A 15368-nucleotide genomic window follows, 5' to 3' on the forward strand; every position below is an offset into this window, starting at 1 on the left:
TTTTTTCATAAAGGGCTATATGATTTATTTTTCAGCTAAAAAAACTCCTCTTTCTAGGTGAAAACTGTTCGTATTTGGGTCTTTATTGAATCAAATATAAAAAATAATAACGATTTTTTTGTTTAGATAAATCGTTTTTAATTACTGATTATCAATTTAATTACTTTCAAAATTAATTAAAAAAAGATAAAAATATATTTTATTCATTTTTTTAATTCTCATAATAAATTTTAACTAATAAACTACGCTTTAAATATTTTTTTAATATTTTTTTAACATTTTATAAAAACATATAATTTGACGAAAAAAATGAAGATAATTACATTTTTTTTTAATTTATTCTCTTAATTGTGCTTACTTAATTGTCTTTTTTTTATATTTTGACGAAAAATAATCAATCTAATAATTACCTATTTTTTTAGTACTTTCGGAGCTCAAATTCCTAGAAAATTAAATTATGATGAAAAAAATACTATTCACCCTAATTATCCTATTCAGTTCTCTAGTTTATTCTCAAAATATCATTGAAAAAAACATTGAATCTTATGAATTAAATACTACTCGTAAAATTCAAATTTACATTCCAGATTCTTATCAACAAGACACCTTACGTTCTTATCCGTTAGCTGTAATTTTGGACGGAAATTTACTTTTTGACACTTATGTCGGAAATGCCAGATTATTTTCAAAATCTGATAAAGCTCCTGAACAAATTATTGTAGGAATTAACCAAGATAATCCGACACAAAGGCAAATTGATTGCTCTTATGAAGCTTCCAATAATTTACCGACAAGTGATGGAGATAATTTTTATCGTTTTATCCGTGGTGAATTGTTAGATTATATGGAATTAAACTATCGTGTTTCCCCATTTAAAACAATTGTTGGAAATAAATTGACAGGAAATTTTTTAAATTATTTCTTAATTGAAGATACACCAGGTTTTAATGCTTTTATTTGTATAAATCCCGATTTTGCTCCTGAAATTGCAGGTTATTTAAGCGCAAAAGGACAAAAAATTAAAGAAGAAACTTTTTATTATTTAGCAACAGGTGATTATGATTCTAAAAAGAAACAAACCGAAATTACTTATGTAAGTGATTTTTTAAGTCAAGTTCAAAATAAAAAATTCAATTATAAATTTCAATATTTTGAAAATATAACAACAACAACTTCTTTAGGACAATCGATTCCGCAAGCGCTTTCTTTTATTTTCGATATTTATTCGGCAGTTTCTGAAGGTGAGTTTGCTAAAAAATTAAAAGATTTAACACCTGTTGAAGCAATTGCTTATTTAGAAACAAAATATGTAGAAATTGATTATTTATTTGGTTCCGATTTAAAAATTCGTGAGAAAGATATTTACGCAATTGAAAGTATTGTAATCGAAAAAGAAAATGGTGACTACCTAAAAGATTTTGGTAAAATGTTGAACAAACTTTACGAAGAATCTCCTTTAGGAAATTATTATTTAGGTATGTATTATGAAAAGAAAAATAAACTTAAAAAAGCACTTCGTTATTACAAAGATGGTTACATGAAAGTTCCAAATGATCATGAAAGTGCTGTAGGTTATTATAGAAATGTAGAGAGAGTTTTAGAAAAAATGGATGCCAAAGGTTTCGATACAGAGGAATTCATGGATGCTAATGAATTTGATACAGAAGAAGATTCGGAAGAAGATACTGAATCTGGAGAAGATTCTAACTCAGAAGAAGAAAATACGGAAGAAGAAAGTTCAGATGAATAAATAAAAAAAGCCGATTGTCATTTAACAATCGGCTTTTTAATTCTAAAATTTATTTTTTAAATAACCAAAACGGTCATCAAAATCTGCTCTTAATTCATCTACATTTTGATACCATTCAATTAACGTTTCTGGTTCTTTATATTTTTGTAAATGCAGAGGAATTTCCTTTTCAACATATTCCATATTTTTATTTAAAATCGTAGAAAAAGATTCTCTTGAAAATTTCGGATTATTGTAAATTTCTTCCAACCTTTCATCAAATTGTTGTTTAAATTCTGCATCATTATCATATAAAACATTAAACATATCAATAATTGGGCTTGAATTTCCGTTTCGTATTGATTTTAAAGGATGATTAGCAATATCAATTTCATTTACATAATCTAAATCATATAAAACAAAACGAAATTTTGAATCTTCAATCGCATAAAAACGAACATTATTATTTGGCCAATCAAAGTTTGTAATTAATGATTCAAAAGCCATATAATCAATAAAACTATTCAAATCAATTTCTTGTTTGATATGCGCAACATCTCCATCAGCAATTTTTTGCATTAGAGTATAAACTCTCGCTTCATCTCCATCTTTAATATCAATTACTCCAGGAGAATCCACTTTTACCATCGTTAAATGCTTTTTCTTTTTATCAAAAAGTCTCGAAATTCCATTCGAATTTGTTTCTGTTCGAATATTCAACATTCCATAAAACTCATTATTTATAAACACAAAAGCTGGCTCATAATAAGAAACTTCAAAATCCAAACCAAGTTCAATTGCCAATTCAGAATAAGTTGCGTCTTTCAACATTGTATCAAAAAAATCGTTTCCTGAATTTCGTAAACGGAAAGATTTTATTTTATCTAAACTATGATTTGGAAGTATTTTCTCTGGATTAATAATTTGTCTTTGCGAATTATCTTGTGTATCGTCAAATTTAATTCCTAAAGATTTCAACTCAAAAGTTGCAGACTTTCCTCCTTTTATTTCCAATTCTACAAGTTCACGATCTACTTGTAATTCATGATTTCTATATAAATCCATTCGTGCTTCAATTTCAATTTCTGCACGATAATTTTCAAACATTTTTTCAACCTGTTCTTCATTTGCAATTAAATTAATCACAGGAAAAGGAGTTTCTAAATTTTCAATAGTTACATCCTTATAAGACGGAACATCAAACTTTAATTCTTCATCAAAATCACTACAAGAAATTAGAAGAATTAAGAAAGTAAAACTTATTATAATTTTTTTCATTTGGTTTTATTTTAAAGCATAAGAAATTCCAACAGAAATAGTTGTTCTTGGTTCATTCAATAAAAATAAATCTGGAGTTGTTCTTAAATTTCTTTGAAAAAGTGCAACAATCTGCCATTTTTTATGAAAAGCATACCCTCCTTTTATCAGAAAATTTACACGAACATTGTTTTCTTTACTGATATTAAGTTCATTAAAATCACGATTATTACTCAAAGAAAAACCAGAAGAAATTCTATATTTTTCCAGAAAATGATAACCAAGTAAAAATGGAATATCCAAACGTAAAGTTTTGGCATTGTAAGATGAATTTCGAACTTCACCTTCTGCAAAATATAACTTTCCATATATTCCTGTTTCACCATAAATACCTTTGTAAATTGGAATTTGAACATTTGCACCAAGTTGTGTCATCAAAACAGTATTTGAGGAAATTTTTTCTTGGTTCATGTATAAATCATTGTTGAAAGCGTAACCTAAATGCGCTTCCACATTAAATTTTGTTTGTGCATTCATTCCAAAAAATGCAAAAACGAATAAAATAAACAGTAGTTTCTTCATGAATTCTTTTATATCATTCTCATGAAATCTTACACTTCTATTTTTTAATCTTAAATTTTATATTATTTAAAAAATACAAGTATAAATTTCATTTTACTTAAAATAAGATTGCAAAATTACAAAATGATTTTTAATTCTATATTTATTATTCTTTCATAAGAAAAAGAATGAAACCAATTTCTACACATTTTTTTTATTATTTTTTTGACAACTCAAAAATATCTTCACTTTTTTTATACATATTTTTCTTTTTATATACATTTCTTTATCGAATTAAAATTCCCTTAAACTTTCCATTAAAATGATAATCTTTTGATAAACAAATCATACACTAAGCTTTACAAAAAAGAAGTCAAGAAAATTAATTTTGACATAAATAAAAATCTTAACAACACAATTAAAATGAACCCTCAAAAATTATTTCTATTCGTATTAATTTTAAACATTACAATTAGCTATAGTCAAACTGAATTCAAAGAATTTTATGAAAATGGACAACTTGCACAAGTTGGAAACAAAAAAGATGGTTATGCACAAGGAGATTTTAAAGAATATTATGAAAATGGACAAATAGCAAAAATTGGAAATTATGAAGAAGGTTTTGCTGAAGGAGAATTCAAAGAATTTTATGAAAACGGACAATTAGCACAAGTTGGAAAATATCATAAAGGTTTTGCAGAGGGAGAATGGAAATATTTTCATGAAAACGGAAAATTAAAAGCAATTGGAAAAAGAGAAAAAGGAAAAGCTATTGGAAAATGGGAAATTTATTATGATAACAAGCAACTTTCTGAAGAAGGAATTTATGAAAAAGGATTAAAAAATAGTGAGTTTAAAACATTTCATAAAAATGGACAAATAATGCATGTTGGAGCTTTTGAAAAAGGATTAAAAGTTGGACTATGGAAAGCTTATAATGCAAAAGGGATTTTAATAAGTGAAGGAGTTTATAAATCAGACGGTAAAGATTCCATTTGGAAATATTATTTCAATGATGGAAAATTAAATTTTAAACAGAATTTTAAAAATGGGGAAAGAAAAGGAAAATGGGAAGCTTTTTATCCGAGTGGAGAAAAAATGAGTATAGGAAATTTTGAAGATAATGAACGAAATGGAGAACAAAAAGATTTCTATAAAAATGGACAATTGAAAGCAGTAAAACTTTTTAAAAACAACAAGTTAATGGATGTGTATCAATTATACGATAATACAGGAAATTTACTTCAAAAAGGAAGTTTAATCAATGGAAATGGAACTTTACACATCTATAATAATCAAGGAAAATTAGAAAAAACAGAAATGTACAAAAAAGGCGAATTAGTTTCTGTAAATTAATCTTTGGTTTGCGTGTTTATCTCAAAAAAACTCCTCAAATTGAGGAGTTTTTAATTCATTTGTATTTCTTCAACACTTCCTGCATCTAAACCTTCAATAGTAATATCACCAATTCGAACACGAACCAAACGTAATGTTGGAAAACCAACAACAGAAGTCATTTTTCTAACTTGTCGAAATTTCCCTTCCGAAACTGTAATCGAAGCCCAAGAAGTTGGTCCATGTCTTTCGTCTCTGATTTTTTTGGCTCTTTTTGGCAATATTGGAATTTCAATTTTAGAAGCTTTACAAGGTTTTGTTTTGTATTTTTCTTTGTTTACAGTAATTTCTACACCTTCACAAAGTTGCAGAATTGCTTCTTCTGTAATTATTCCATCTACTTGAACATAATATTCTTTTTCTACCTTTTTACTTCGAATATCATTGCTTATTTTTCCATCTGTTGTTAATAATAGTAATCCTTCCGAATCCTCATCTAAACGTCCGATTGCCATTGTTCCTTCTGGAAAATCATGTAATTCACCAAGTAATTTTTTCTTTCTTTTTAACTCGTATTTAAATTGACTTAAAAAGCCGTATGGTTTAAATATTTTAAAGTGTTTATGTTCTTTCATCATTCTATCTAAAAAAGACTGCGAATTTAAAAAACATATAATTCATCCCAAACTAAATTATTAGGTAAAAATTCTGTACAAAATTCTAAGTGAATCACTCTTCTTCGCTTATTTTCTTCCGATTTTAAAGAACTATGCAAAATTAAAGGTTTCATCAATTGAACTCCTCCAGCTTTTATTTTGCATTCATAAGGAATACTATTTTGTGTGATTGCTTTTACTTCAGCATCTTCCAAACGAGTTTTATGCGAACCTGGAATCACTTTTAAAACACCATTTGTTTCATCAACATCATCCAAATGAATTCGAATGGTAAAGGTATTTTGTAAAATATGTTCAGGCGGACAAACGCTGATTACATCACCTTTTTTTGTCCAACCAAAAAATCCATCGGTTTCTTTTTTAAATTTTAAATTAATCATCGCGTCCTGATGCCAAGGCACAATCCAATTGAATTTTTCCGATTTATCAAAATAAATTGCTTTGGTTAAAACTGCCCTTTCATCAATTCGTTCTAAAATATTTCTTAGATTTCTATTAAAAAGAATTCCTTTTAAATTTGGAACTTTTTGAAGTAATTTTCGCTCCGCATATACTTTTCGATGTTTGGTGATATTTTCTTTTTCTAAAACTCCAATAATTCTTCGAATTTCTTTCGTAGTATATACATTTTCTAAAATACTAAAACCTTTATGCTCTAATTGAAAATTTGCTTTTCTATAAGATTTTTCATGAATCATTCCTTGATAAGTTTCTACAGCATTTAGCAAACGATCTTTTATGTTTTTCCTTAATCTTTCTGGTTTAATCACACGAATTGCTTCTCCAAATGCAAGAATTTCTTTTTCTAATTCATAATTATGTTGCACATCTAAAGAAATCGTAATTCCAAAACGATCTTGATCAATCATTTTCTGTGAACTATGTAAAGGTTTTGTCAACACATATGGAGCATGTTTTCTTGTCACATAAAGAATCACTTTTTCCGCAGGTAAATTCGGACTAACAGTTACACCAATAACATCTTTAAAATGTTTTTCTGGATCAAAATTATGTGCTTCTCGAAAAGGCAAATCACTTTTAGAAATATTTAAAATTCTATCCAAAGCCAAATTTAAAACACCTTCTCTTTTTTTTCTTTGTCCAAGAATAAACCAACGATTTCTAAATTCTTTTAATAAATAAGGATAAATTGTAAATGTTTCTTCTTTTCTAGCTTTAAAAGATTTATAAGTAATATCAATTGATTGTTTTTGAATAATCGATTTATACAAAACATCTAAATATTTCAAACCACGTAAATTTTCATTTTTTTCAAAATCAATTACAGGTTTTTTCTGGGTTTTTGCTGCATAAATTTGATCTTCTAACTTTCGTACCATCGTACTTAAATCTTGAAAATGTGAAAAACCTTGAAACTGTTTCATAAATTCTACAGCTTCTGTCAGTTTATCTAAATCTTGATTTGAAATTGGAATATTTGTAATACTATAATCTTCTTCTTCATAAGTATAATATTTACGTTCTAAAACAACAATTGGCGCATTATATCCTAATTTATCACTTCGCATTGTCTGAATATCACCTTGCACTGTTCTTTTACTTACACCTTTATCGATTCCTTCATATTCATACAAAGCATCAGAACATGCATCTACCAAATCATCGATTGTCCACTTTCGAAATCTATTTTGTAAACACTGATCGATAGTTTTATATCGAATCAATGCATTTCTATTTACAGGCATTTTATTTTTTTTGCTACAATAATAGCAATTTATTAACTTAAAGTAACTTTTAGAGAAATAAAAATGGAAATTTTAGAGATTCTTGAACAGTTTAAAGCAAAAGCAAATCCGGAAATTGCAGCACAACAAAAAGCTTATATGAAAGATTTATTTACATTTTATGGTGTAAAATCTCCTGAAAGAAAAGAAATTCAAAAATATTTTTTTGCGAAAGAAAATTTACCAAGTAAAGAAAAAGCAGCAAAAATCACTTTAGAGCTTTGGAATAAACCAGAAAGAGAATTGCAATATTTTGCGCAAGAATTTTATTTAAAATATAAAAAGTTATTTTCTGTTGAAGACATTTTTATTTTTGAAAAATTAATCATTACAAAATCTTGGTGGGATACGGTTGATTTTGTTGCTTCAAATTTAATTGGTGATTATTTCTTAAAATTTCCTTCTAAAAAAGAAGAATTTATTCATAAATGGCTACAATCTGAAAATCTTTGGTTAAAAAGAACAGCACTTATATTCCAATTAAAATATAAAAGTAAAACAGATAAACAATTATTAAAAACTGCGATTATCAAGTGTAATGGAACTAAAGAATTTTTCTTAAACAAAGCCATTGGTTGGGCGTTGCGAAATTACAGCAAAACTAATCCAGATTGGGTTCGCAATTTTATCCAAAATCATTCACTTTCTAATTTAAGTGTGAAAGAAGGAAGTAAATATTTATAAGATTATTTTAATTTATCTAACCAAATTATAAAAATTATTCTTCAATTTCTTCATCAAAAACTCTTAAACTTTTAATAGAATTTACATGAGAAGACAATATAAAAAGCTCATCTCCTTCATCATAAAAAAATAAATAATTTTCTTTTAATTCTATCTTAGTAACAGGAAGTCTAAATCCTCTACCATCAAAATATGAAACATCACATTGTTTTTGTTTACTTGAAAAAATACTCTCTTTATAAATTATATTTGATTCTTTTTTATATAAAACTGCAATTATTATTAGTAAAAAAAGGATAACTAAATTTTTAATATTTAAATACTTTTTCATCATCAATTTATTTTGTTCAGTCATAGTTTTTGTTTAGCAATTTCTATTTTTTTATTTAATCACAAGAATACAAAAATTCTTTTAAGGAAATAAACTCTTTTTTAAAATTCTAGTTTTTTAAAAATAAGAATCAATCTTCTATCAATTTTTAAACATTCATTTTTATTTCATTTTTCAGCAATAATTATTCAAGAATATTAATTAATAATTTCAGATGTTAAAGTTAAAATTCCATCAAAATATTTGGTATATGAAAATATGTTCATATATTTGCTTCATGAATAGAGATAAAATCATAGAACCAGAAAAAGTTTTAAAAGTTGCGGAGATTTTAAAAACCATCGGACATCCAATTCGTTTACAAGTTTTGGAAGTTTTAGAGCGTGAAGAACCGCTGACGGTTTCTCAAATTCTTGAAAAAATAAATCTAGACGTTGAACAATCATTGCTCTCTCATCATTTAATTAAGATGAAAGACAAAGGAATTTTAAGTTCTGAAAAACAAGGAATGCATATGTATTATAGAGTTACAGATCGTAAAATTCTTTCCATTTTTGATTGTATGTCAAATTGCAGCATTGTATAATCCTCTACTTCCACTCTTTTTAGGGTGGAAGTAAAAAATATAAGTGATATGAATTTTTTAAAAAACATTTTCAAAGCAGATCCAAGTAGATTAACAGCAGTTGATTTTGCAGAAAAAATCAAAGAAAAAGGAATTCTTTTGGTTGATGTAAGAACTTCTGGTGAAGTAAAAGCTGGAAAAATCAATAAAGCACAAAATTTTGATGTAAATAACCCAAATTTCATCAATTCTTTTTCTTCAATCGCTAAAGACAGAGAAATTTTATTGTATTGTCAAGGTGGAATTAGAAGTCAAAAAGCAGCGAGAATTCTAAAGGAAAACGGATTTACAAATGTTTTCGATTTAAAAGGTGGTTACAATAACTGGATGATGCATAATTAAAGCTATTTTTTTGAATTACTATATGAATATATAACCATATATAACTTTATTTATTTAATATTTTAAAATGAAATAAGTTCGGTGATTAAACTAAATCGAAATTAAAAAATTTTACATTAAAACATGAATAAGTGTTCATATATTAATAATTAAATATAATGAAAAAATTTATAATAATTCTATTGATTGGTTTGCAAAGTTTATTTGCTCAAGAAAATCCAAAGCCAAATTTGGATTTAAAAGAGGCAATTCAAATGGCAATGCAGAACAATCATAAAATACAAATTGCTTCTAAAAATACAGCAGAAGCAAAAGCGATGTATAATCAAACAAATGCATTTTTACTTCCACATATAAATGCAGAATCAGCGTATTACTCTACGGATAATCCAATGCAATCTTTTGGTTTTACATTGTCGAAAAAAGAAATTACACAACAAGATTTTAATCCAATTTTGTTGAATAATCCAGAAGACACAAAATTATTTAATACAAAAATCAATGCAGGAATTTCCATTCTAAACACTTCTAATTTGTATCAACGAAAAGCTGCAAAAAAGAATTGGCAAATGCAACGATTTATTGAGCAAAGAACTGCGGAGCATATGGAGTTTTATGTTGCCAAATCTTATATCGATGCTCTACTTTCAAGAAAAATAATTGAAAACAATCAACACAGATTAAAAGTTGCGGAAGCAATCGAACAACTTGCTACAAATTTTAAAAACCAAGGAATTATTCTGGAAGCGGATGCTTTGGAAGCAAATATCTATAAAGAGCAAGTTCATTTGGAGTTAAAGCAATCTAAGAACCACGAAAAGCACCAACTTTTATTATTAAAACATTTGATTGGTTTTCAAGAAGAAGAATTGTTTTTAGAAGAAATTCACTTGCAGCCAACAAAGAGTTTATTTTCTAACAATTCTATAGAAAGTAGAGCAGATATAAGTGCGATTAAAACTGGAATTGAAGCTTTAAAAGCAACAAAAACAGCAACTACATTAAACTGGGTTCCTTCAGTTTCTGCGTTTGGTTTTTATGAATGGAATACGGAAGATGTTGGAAAATTTGATAATGAAAATTATTTCGCTGGTGTAAAACTTTCTTGGAATATTTTCTCTGGATCTCAAAATATTTTTAAGCAAAAGCAACAAAAAATAGCAATTGAGAAAAATGAAACTATTTTACAAGAAACTTTAGAAAAAACAACTATTGAAATTCAACATACAACAGATAATATTGAAATTGTAAAAAATGCAATTCAGGTTTACGAAACAGCACTTTTACAAGCTGAAAAAAGTTTTGAAATTAGAAGAAATCGATTTGAACAAGGTTTGGAAAAAGCATCTGACGTTTTACAATCAGAATCGATGGTAAGCACTTTAAAATTAAAACTTTTAGAAACAAAATACCAATTACAAACACTTCAGTTTTATCTAGAATTTTTAACAAAATAAGTCATGAAATTTAAATCAACTATATATACGATTGCATTTTCAAGTTTGCTGTTTATCAGTTGTGGAAATGACAAAGAAAATACTACAAAAACACAAAATATACATCCTGTTGTTGTTTCTGTGGAAAATCCAAAATTGCTTTCTAATAATGGATTTGTTTTAAGCGGAACTATTATACCTCAACAACAAGTTTCTTTACACCCTAGAATGAATGGATATGTGCAAAATATCTATGTAAAAGCAGGTGATAAAGTGCAAAAAGGAACTTTGTTAGCAAGCATTGAAAATAAAGATCAATTAGCCAAACTTTCACAATTAAAAGCAAGTTTGAAAGCAACACAAGCACAATTTAATGTTGCAGAAAAAAATTACAATCGTTTCCAAAAATTACATGAACAAAATTCGGTTACAGACAAAGAATGGGATGATGTAAAAGCAGGTTATGAAATGATGAAAGCAAAGTTGGAAGCGACAAAAGCACAAATTCAAGAATTAAATACAATCATATCATATAATAAAGTTATTGCTCCTTTTTCTGGAATTGTAACACAAAAAATGATTGAAAAGGGAGATTTGATTACACCGATGCAACCTATTTTTAAAATTGAAAATAACAAACAATTTAAAATCAAATCACAACTCCCAGAAAATCTTCTTGCAACTACTTCTATTGGAGATAAAATTACAGTGGAAATCCCTTCTATTTCGAAAAATTTTACGGCAAAAATAGATGAGATTGATAAATCTTCTGGAATGGGAAGTCGTCAATATCAATTTACAGCAGTTATTGAAAATCCAGAAAAAATTTCTCTTTTTTCAGATATGTATGCAACGATTTCTTTAAAAAATGATAGTAAAGAAGCGAACAAATCAGAAAATTCACAAGGTGTTTTTATTCCAATTTCAGCTATAGTAAAAAGAGGACAATTAACAGGAGTTTTCACGCCAAGCAATCAAAATACAGCCATTTTAAGATGGATTCAAACAGGAAATCAACAAGGAAATCAAATTGAAGTTGTTTCTGGGTTGAATAAAGATGAAAAAATTATTGTAAAACACGAAGGCAGATTAAAAGACGGAATGCCAATTCAGATGAAGTGATTTAAATTTTTAAGCCAAAACAAGAGCTTCATCTGATGTTTACTGATGATGACGATAAAATTTTTAAGCATAGCCTTAGCTACGGTTCAAAATTTTAGCAAGTCAACAGTGAACTTGCTTGAAGCGGGTTTTTAGTGTAAAAGTTTAAATCAGTTCAATAAAACATATTATTTATGAAATCAGGAATCGCAGCCAAAATAGCAAAACCATTCATCAATTCGAAGTTGACACTTTTGTTGATGATTGCATTTTTGAGCGTTGGTATTTATAGTTCTTTTTTGATTCCACGTGAAGAAGAACCACAGATTGAAGTACCAATTGCTGATATATTTTTACAATTTCCTGGAGCTTCTCCAAAACAAGTAGAAACGAAAGTTGTAAAACCTTTAGAAAAAATTATTTCCAATGTAAAAGGTGTAGAATATGTTTATTCTACTTCCCTTTCTGAGCAAGCAATGTTGGTTGTTCAATTTTATGTTGGAGAAGATATTGAGCGTTCGATTGTAAAATTATACAATGAAATTTATAAAAATTTAGATCAAATGCCTGTGGGTGTTTCCAATCCTTTGATTAAAACACGTTCAATTGATGATGTTCCGATTTTAGGATTGACACTTTGGAGTGATAAATATGATGATTTTCAATTAAGACAAGTTGCACAAGAACTTTCCAATGAAATTGAGCAAATCAATAATATTTCAACAACAAAGGTAATTGGAGGAAGATCTAGAGAAATTAAAATTGAAATTGATCCAGGAAAATTAGAAAAAAGTGGTATTGATATTTTAGAAATTCAACAATTATTACAAGCTGCAAATGCATCGAATAGTTCTGGAAAATCTTTACAAAATGACAAAGAAATATTAATTCATGCGGGTTCTTTTTTAAAAGGAAAAGAAGATATTTCTAATTTAATTATTGGATTTAAAAACCAAAAACCTATTTATCTTCATGAAGTTGCAAAAGTTATTGATGGACCTGAATCGGCAAAAAATTATGTGAGTTTTGCTTATGGAGGAGCTTCAAATAAAGATGTTGTAGGAGAATTTCCAGCTGTAACTTTAAGTGTTTCCAAGAAAAAAGGAGCAGACGCAATGTATTTAGCTGATTTTGCACAAAGTAAAATTGAGAAAATTGCTCCTACTCTATTACCAAAAGATGTGCATTTAGAAATTACAAGAAACTACGGTGAAACTGCTTCTAAAAAAGTTTCTGAATTACTAATGCATTTAATCGGAGCCATTGTTGCAGTAACAATTATTGTAATGTTTGCAATGGGTTGGCGTGGTGGATTGGTTGTTTTTCTTTCTGTGCCAATCACGTTTGCCTTGACTTTATTTAGTTATTATTTTTTAGATTATACCTTAAACCGTATTACACTTTTTGCTTTAGTTTTTGTAACTGGAATTGTCGTGGATGATTCGATTATTATTGCAGAAAACATGCATCGACATTTTAAAATGAAAAAGATGAATTTGTTTGATGCTGCATTGTATTCTATCAATGAAGTTGGAAACCCAACAATTCTTGCTACATTTACTGTAATAGCTTCTGTTTTACCAATGGCATTTGTGTCAGGATTAATGGGACCATACATGAGTCCAATGCCAATTGGAGCTTCGATAGCAATGATTCTATCTTTATTCGTAGCAATTACAATTACGCCATATTTAGCGTATCATATTCTACCAGAAAAGGGAGAAAAAGAAGAGCATAAAGAGGATACCTTTGTTTTAGAACAAACGGGCTTATACAAACTATACTACAAAATTGTAAATCCTCTTTTAGACTCTTCTGGAAAACGTTGGATGACTTTAGGAGTTACTTCTTTGATTCTGTTCGCAAGTTTGAGTATGTTTTATTTTAAAAGTGTTGCAGTAAAAATGCTTCCTTTTGACAATAAAAATGAATTTCAAGTAGTGATTGATATGCCAGAAGGTTCTACTTTAGAAAGAACTTCTCTAGTTGCAAAAGAAATTGGAAGTTATATTGCTACGCAGCCAATGGTTCTAAATTATCAAAGTTATATAGGAACTGCTTCACCGATTAATTTCAACGGATTAGTACGTCATTATGATATGCGTCAAAACAGTTATGAAGCGGATATTCAAGTAAATTTGATTGACAAAGGAGAGCGAAAAGCACAGAGTCATGATATTGCAAAAGGAATGCGAGAAAGTATTCAAGAGATTGCAAAAAAATACAATGCGAATGTAAAAATTGTAGAAATTCCACCAGGTCCACCAGTTCTATCAACGATTGTTGCAGAAATTTATGGACCAGATTATGATTCGCAAATTGATTTAGCTAATCAAGTAAAAGGTTTATTACACCAACAAGAAAATGTTGTAGATATTGATTGGTATGTAAATCATCCACAAGAGAAAGTTATATTAGAAGTTGATAAAGAAAAAGCGATGCTTTCAGGTGTTACGCAACATCAAATTGCACAAGCAATAAATGTTGCGATGACACCGAGAACTAATGTATTTTTAGTTGATGAAAATTCTTTTGAAAATGTACCAATTAATTTAACTTTTGAAGAAAAAGACAAACATTATTTACAAAAAATAAGACAGTTACACGTGAAATCGCAGAATGGAAACATGATTTCATTAGCAGATGTAACTAAAATTAAAAAAGCAACTCAAGAACCATATATTTATAGAAAAAATCAACGTCCGGTTGTGTATGTAACAGCAGACATGGCTGGAGATTTGGAAAGTCCTGCGTATGCTATTTTGGGAATTAGTGATGCAATTCAGGATTTAAAAATTCCACATGGTTTTTCTATAGATGAGTTATATATCAAACAACCTGATGTTTTAGAGGATTATACTGTTAAATGGGACGGTGAATGGCAAATTACTTTGGAAGTATTTAGAGATTTAGGAACAGCCTTTTTGGTAGTTATCATAGTCATTTATGTATTAATAGTAGGATGGTTTCAAAAATTCCGTTCGCCTCTTGTGATGATGGTTGCAATTCCACTTTCTATGATTGGAATTGTATTAGGGCATTGGGTGTTTGATGCTTATTTTACAGCGACTTCGATGATCGGAATGATTGCATTGGCAGGAATTATGGTACGGAATTCCGTGTTATTAATTGATTTTATTAATCTTCGATTAAATGAAGGAGCTGAATTAAAACAAGCTATAATAGAGGCTGGTGCTGTTCGAACAACACCGATTTTATTAACAGCTGGAACAGTAGTTATTGGAGCATTTGTAATTCTTTTCGATCCAATTTTCCAAGGTTTAGCAATTTCATTAATGGCAGGAACAATCGCTTCGACATTCTTAACATTGTTAATTGTTCCTATGGTTTATTTCATGATGGAAAAAAAGAAGCATAATGTAAATAAAGCTAAATCTTAATGTGTATAAATATTTGAGTTTTATACCAGAATTTTTTCTCTTAATTCCCCCTCAAATTTGAGTAGAGAAAGCGAGTTTTGTTCTGGATAAGTCTTACCGAATATAGATTACATTTGCTCAAAATCTCCCTTCTTTTGAAGGGAG

13 protein-coding genes are annotated in these 15368 nt (G+C 28.1%); 8 read left to right on the top strand and 5 right to left on the bottom strand.

Translation table 11 applies throughout. The features are described 5' to 3' along the window. Nucleotides 1-460: 460 nt before the first annotated feature. On the top strand, nt 461-1750 hold the full coding sequence (locus tag I1A51_RS16800) for an alpha/beta hydrolase (RefSeq protein ID WP_196896000.1): 1290 nt from the start codon (nt 461-463) through the stop codon (nt 1748-1750). A 42-nt stretch (nt 1751-1792) separates the two neighbouring features. Here I1A51_RS16800 and I1A51_RS16805 read toward each other — a convergent pair whose 3' ends face one another. Continuing rightward, nucleotides 1793-3007 (bottom strand): CotH kinase family protein, encoded by a 1215-nt coding sequence (locus I1A51_RS16805; protein WP_196896003.1) that lies wholly within the window; start codon nt 3005-3007, stop codon nt 1793-1795. Nucleotides 3008-3013: 6 nt separating this feature from the next. After that, on the bottom strand, nt 3014-3568 hold the full coding sequence (locus I1A51_RS16810; protein ID WP_196896005.1) for a hypothetical protein: 555 nt from the start codon (nt 3566-3568) through the stop codon (nt 3014-3016). Nucleotides 3569-3970: 402 nt separating this feature from the next. Between I1A51_RS16810 and I1A51_RS16815 the strand changes: the two genes are divergently transcribed. Further along, entirely contained in the window at nt 3971-4903 is a 933-nt protein-coding gene (locus I1A51_RS16815) for a toxin-antitoxin system YwqK family antitoxin (RefSeq protein WP_196896007.1), read from the top strand. A 50-nt stretch (nt 4904-4953) separates the two neighbouring features. Here I1A51_RS16815 and I1A51_RS16820 read toward each other — a convergent pair whose 3' ends face one another. Both I1A51_RS16820 and I1A51_RS17750 read right to left on the bottom strand, forming a co-directional pair. Next, nucleotides 4954-5517, bottom strand: coding sequence for a pseudouridine synthase (locus I1A51_RS16820; protein WP_196896009.1), 564 nt, complete (start codon nt 5515-5517; stop codon nt 4954-4956). A gap of 26 nt (nt 5518-5543) precedes the next feature. Next, entirely contained in the window at nt 5544-7265 is a 1722-nt protein-coding gene (locus tag I1A51_RS17750) for a WYL domain-containing protein (protein ID WP_196896011.1), read from the bottom strand. A gap of 63 nt (nt 7266-7328) precedes the next feature. Here I1A51_RS17750 and I1A51_RS16830 point away from each other — a divergent pair, with 63 nt between their 5' ends. After that, nucleotides 7329-7988, top strand: coding sequence for a DNA alkylation repair protein (locus I1A51_RS16830; protein WP_196896013.1), 660 nt, complete (start codon nt 7329-7331; stop codon nt 7986-7988). A gap of 34 nt (nt 7989-8022) precedes the next feature. Here I1A51_RS16830 and I1A51_RS16835 read toward each other — a convergent pair whose 3' ends face one another. After that, nucleotides 8023-8319, bottom strand: coding sequence for a hypothetical protein (locus I1A51_RS16835; protein ID WP_196896015.1), 297 nt, complete (start codon nt 8317-8319; stop codon nt 8023-8025). Nucleotides 8320-8596: 277 nt separating this feature from the next. Between I1A51_RS16835 and I1A51_RS16840 the strand changes: the two genes are divergently transcribed. The 5 genes from I1A51_RS16840 (at nt 8597) to I1A51_RS16860 (ending at nt 15224) form a co-directional block, all read left to right on the top strand. Beyond that, nucleotides 8597-8905, top strand: a complete 309-nt coding sequence (locus tag I1A51_RS16840) for an ArsR/SmtB family transcription factor (protein WP_196896017.1) — start codon at nt 8597-8599, stop codon at nt 8903-8905. Between the two features lie 48 nt (nt 8906-8953). Beyond that, a complete protein-coding gene (locus I1A51_RS16845; protein ID WP_196896019.1) occupies nt 8954-9286 on the top strand; it encodes a rhodanese-like domain-containing protein in 333 nt (110 codons plus the stop codon). Nucleotides 9287-9444: 158 nt separating this feature from the next. Then, nucleotides 9445-10743, top strand: coding sequence for a TolC family protein (locus tag I1A51_RS16850; protein WP_196896021.1), 1299 nt, complete (start codon nt 9445-9447; stop codon nt 10741-10743). Between the two features lie 3 nt (nt 10744-10746). Then, nucleotides 10747-11844 carry an efflux RND transporter periplasmic adaptor subunit gene (locus tag I1A51_RS16855; protein WP_196896023.1) on the top strand — a complete coding sequence of 366 codons (1098 nt, stop codon included), beginning with the start codon at nt 10747-10749 and terminating at the stop codon, nt 11842-11844. A 173-nt stretch (nt 11845-12017) separates the two neighbouring features. Next, nucleotides 12018-15224 carry an efflux RND transporter permease subunit gene (locus I1A51_RS16860; protein ID WP_196896025.1) on the top strand — a complete coding sequence of 1069 codons (3207 nt, stop codon included), beginning with the start codon at nt 12018-12020 and terminating at the stop codon, nt 15222-15224. The last annotated feature ends 144 nt before the right edge of the window (nt 15225-15368 follow it).

The sequence above is a fragment of the Aureivirga marina genome (assembly GCF_015767265.1).
Classification (GTDB): Bacteria; Bacteroidota; Bacteroidia; order Flavobacteriales; family Flavobacteriaceae; genus Aureivirga; species Aureivirga marina.

What these genes read in the sequence shown, in the direction of transcription:
- I1A51_RS16800 (WP_196896000.1), top strand. Translation starts at nt 461, where the DNA reads ATGAAAAAAATACTATTCACCCTAATTATCCTATTCAGTTCTCTAGTT.
- I1A51_RS16805 (WP_196896003.1), bottom strand. Translation starts at nt 3,007, where the DNA reads ATGAAAAAAATTATAATAAGTTTTACTTTCTTAATTCTTCTAATTTCT.
- I1A51_RS16810 (WP_196896005.1), bottom strand. Translation starts at nt 3,568, where the DNA reads ATGAAGAAACTACTGTTTATTTTATTCGTTTTTGCATTTTTTGGAATG.
- I1A51_RS16815 (WP_196896007.1), top strand. Translation starts at nt 3,971, where the DNA reads ATGAACCCTCAAAAATTATTTCTATTCGTATTAATTTTAAACATTACA.
- I1A51_RS16820 (WP_196896009.1), bottom strand. Translation starts at nt 5,517, where the DNA reads ATGAAAGAACATAAACACTTTAAAATATTTAAACCATACGGCTTTTTA.
- I1A51_RS17750 (WP_196896011.1), bottom strand. Translation starts at nt 7,265, where the DNA reads ATGCCTGTAAATAGAAATGCATTGATTCGATATAAAACTATCGATCAG.
- I1A51_RS16830 (WP_196896013.1), top strand. Translation starts at nt 7,329, where the DNA reads ATGGAAATTTTAGAGATTCTTGAACAGTTTAAAGCAAAAGCAAATCCG.
- I1A51_RS16835 (WP_196896015.1), bottom strand. Translation starts at nt 8,319, where the DNA reads ATGAAAAAGTATTTAAATATTAAAAATTTAGTTATCCTTTTTTTACTA.
- I1A51_RS16840 (WP_196896017.1), top strand. Translation starts at nt 8,597, where the DNA reads ATGAATAGAGATAAAATCATAGAACCAGAAAAAGTTTTAAAAGTTGCG.
- I1A51_RS16845 (WP_196896019.1), top strand. Translation starts at nt 8,954, where the DNA reads ATGAATTTTTTAAAAAACATTTTCAAAGCAGATCCAAGTAGATTAACA.
- I1A51_RS16850 (WP_196896021.1), top strand. Translation starts at nt 9,445, where the DNA reads ATGAAAAAATTTATAATAATTCTATTGATTGGTTTGCAAAGTTTATTT.
- I1A51_RS16855 (WP_196896023.1), top strand. Translation starts at nt 10,747, where the DNA reads ATGAAATTTAAATCAACTATATATACGATTGCATTTTCAAGTTTGCTG.
- I1A51_RS16860 (WP_196896025.1), top strand. Translation starts at nt 12,018, where the DNA reads ATGAAATCAGGAATCGCAGCCAAAATAGCAAAACCATTCATCAATTCG.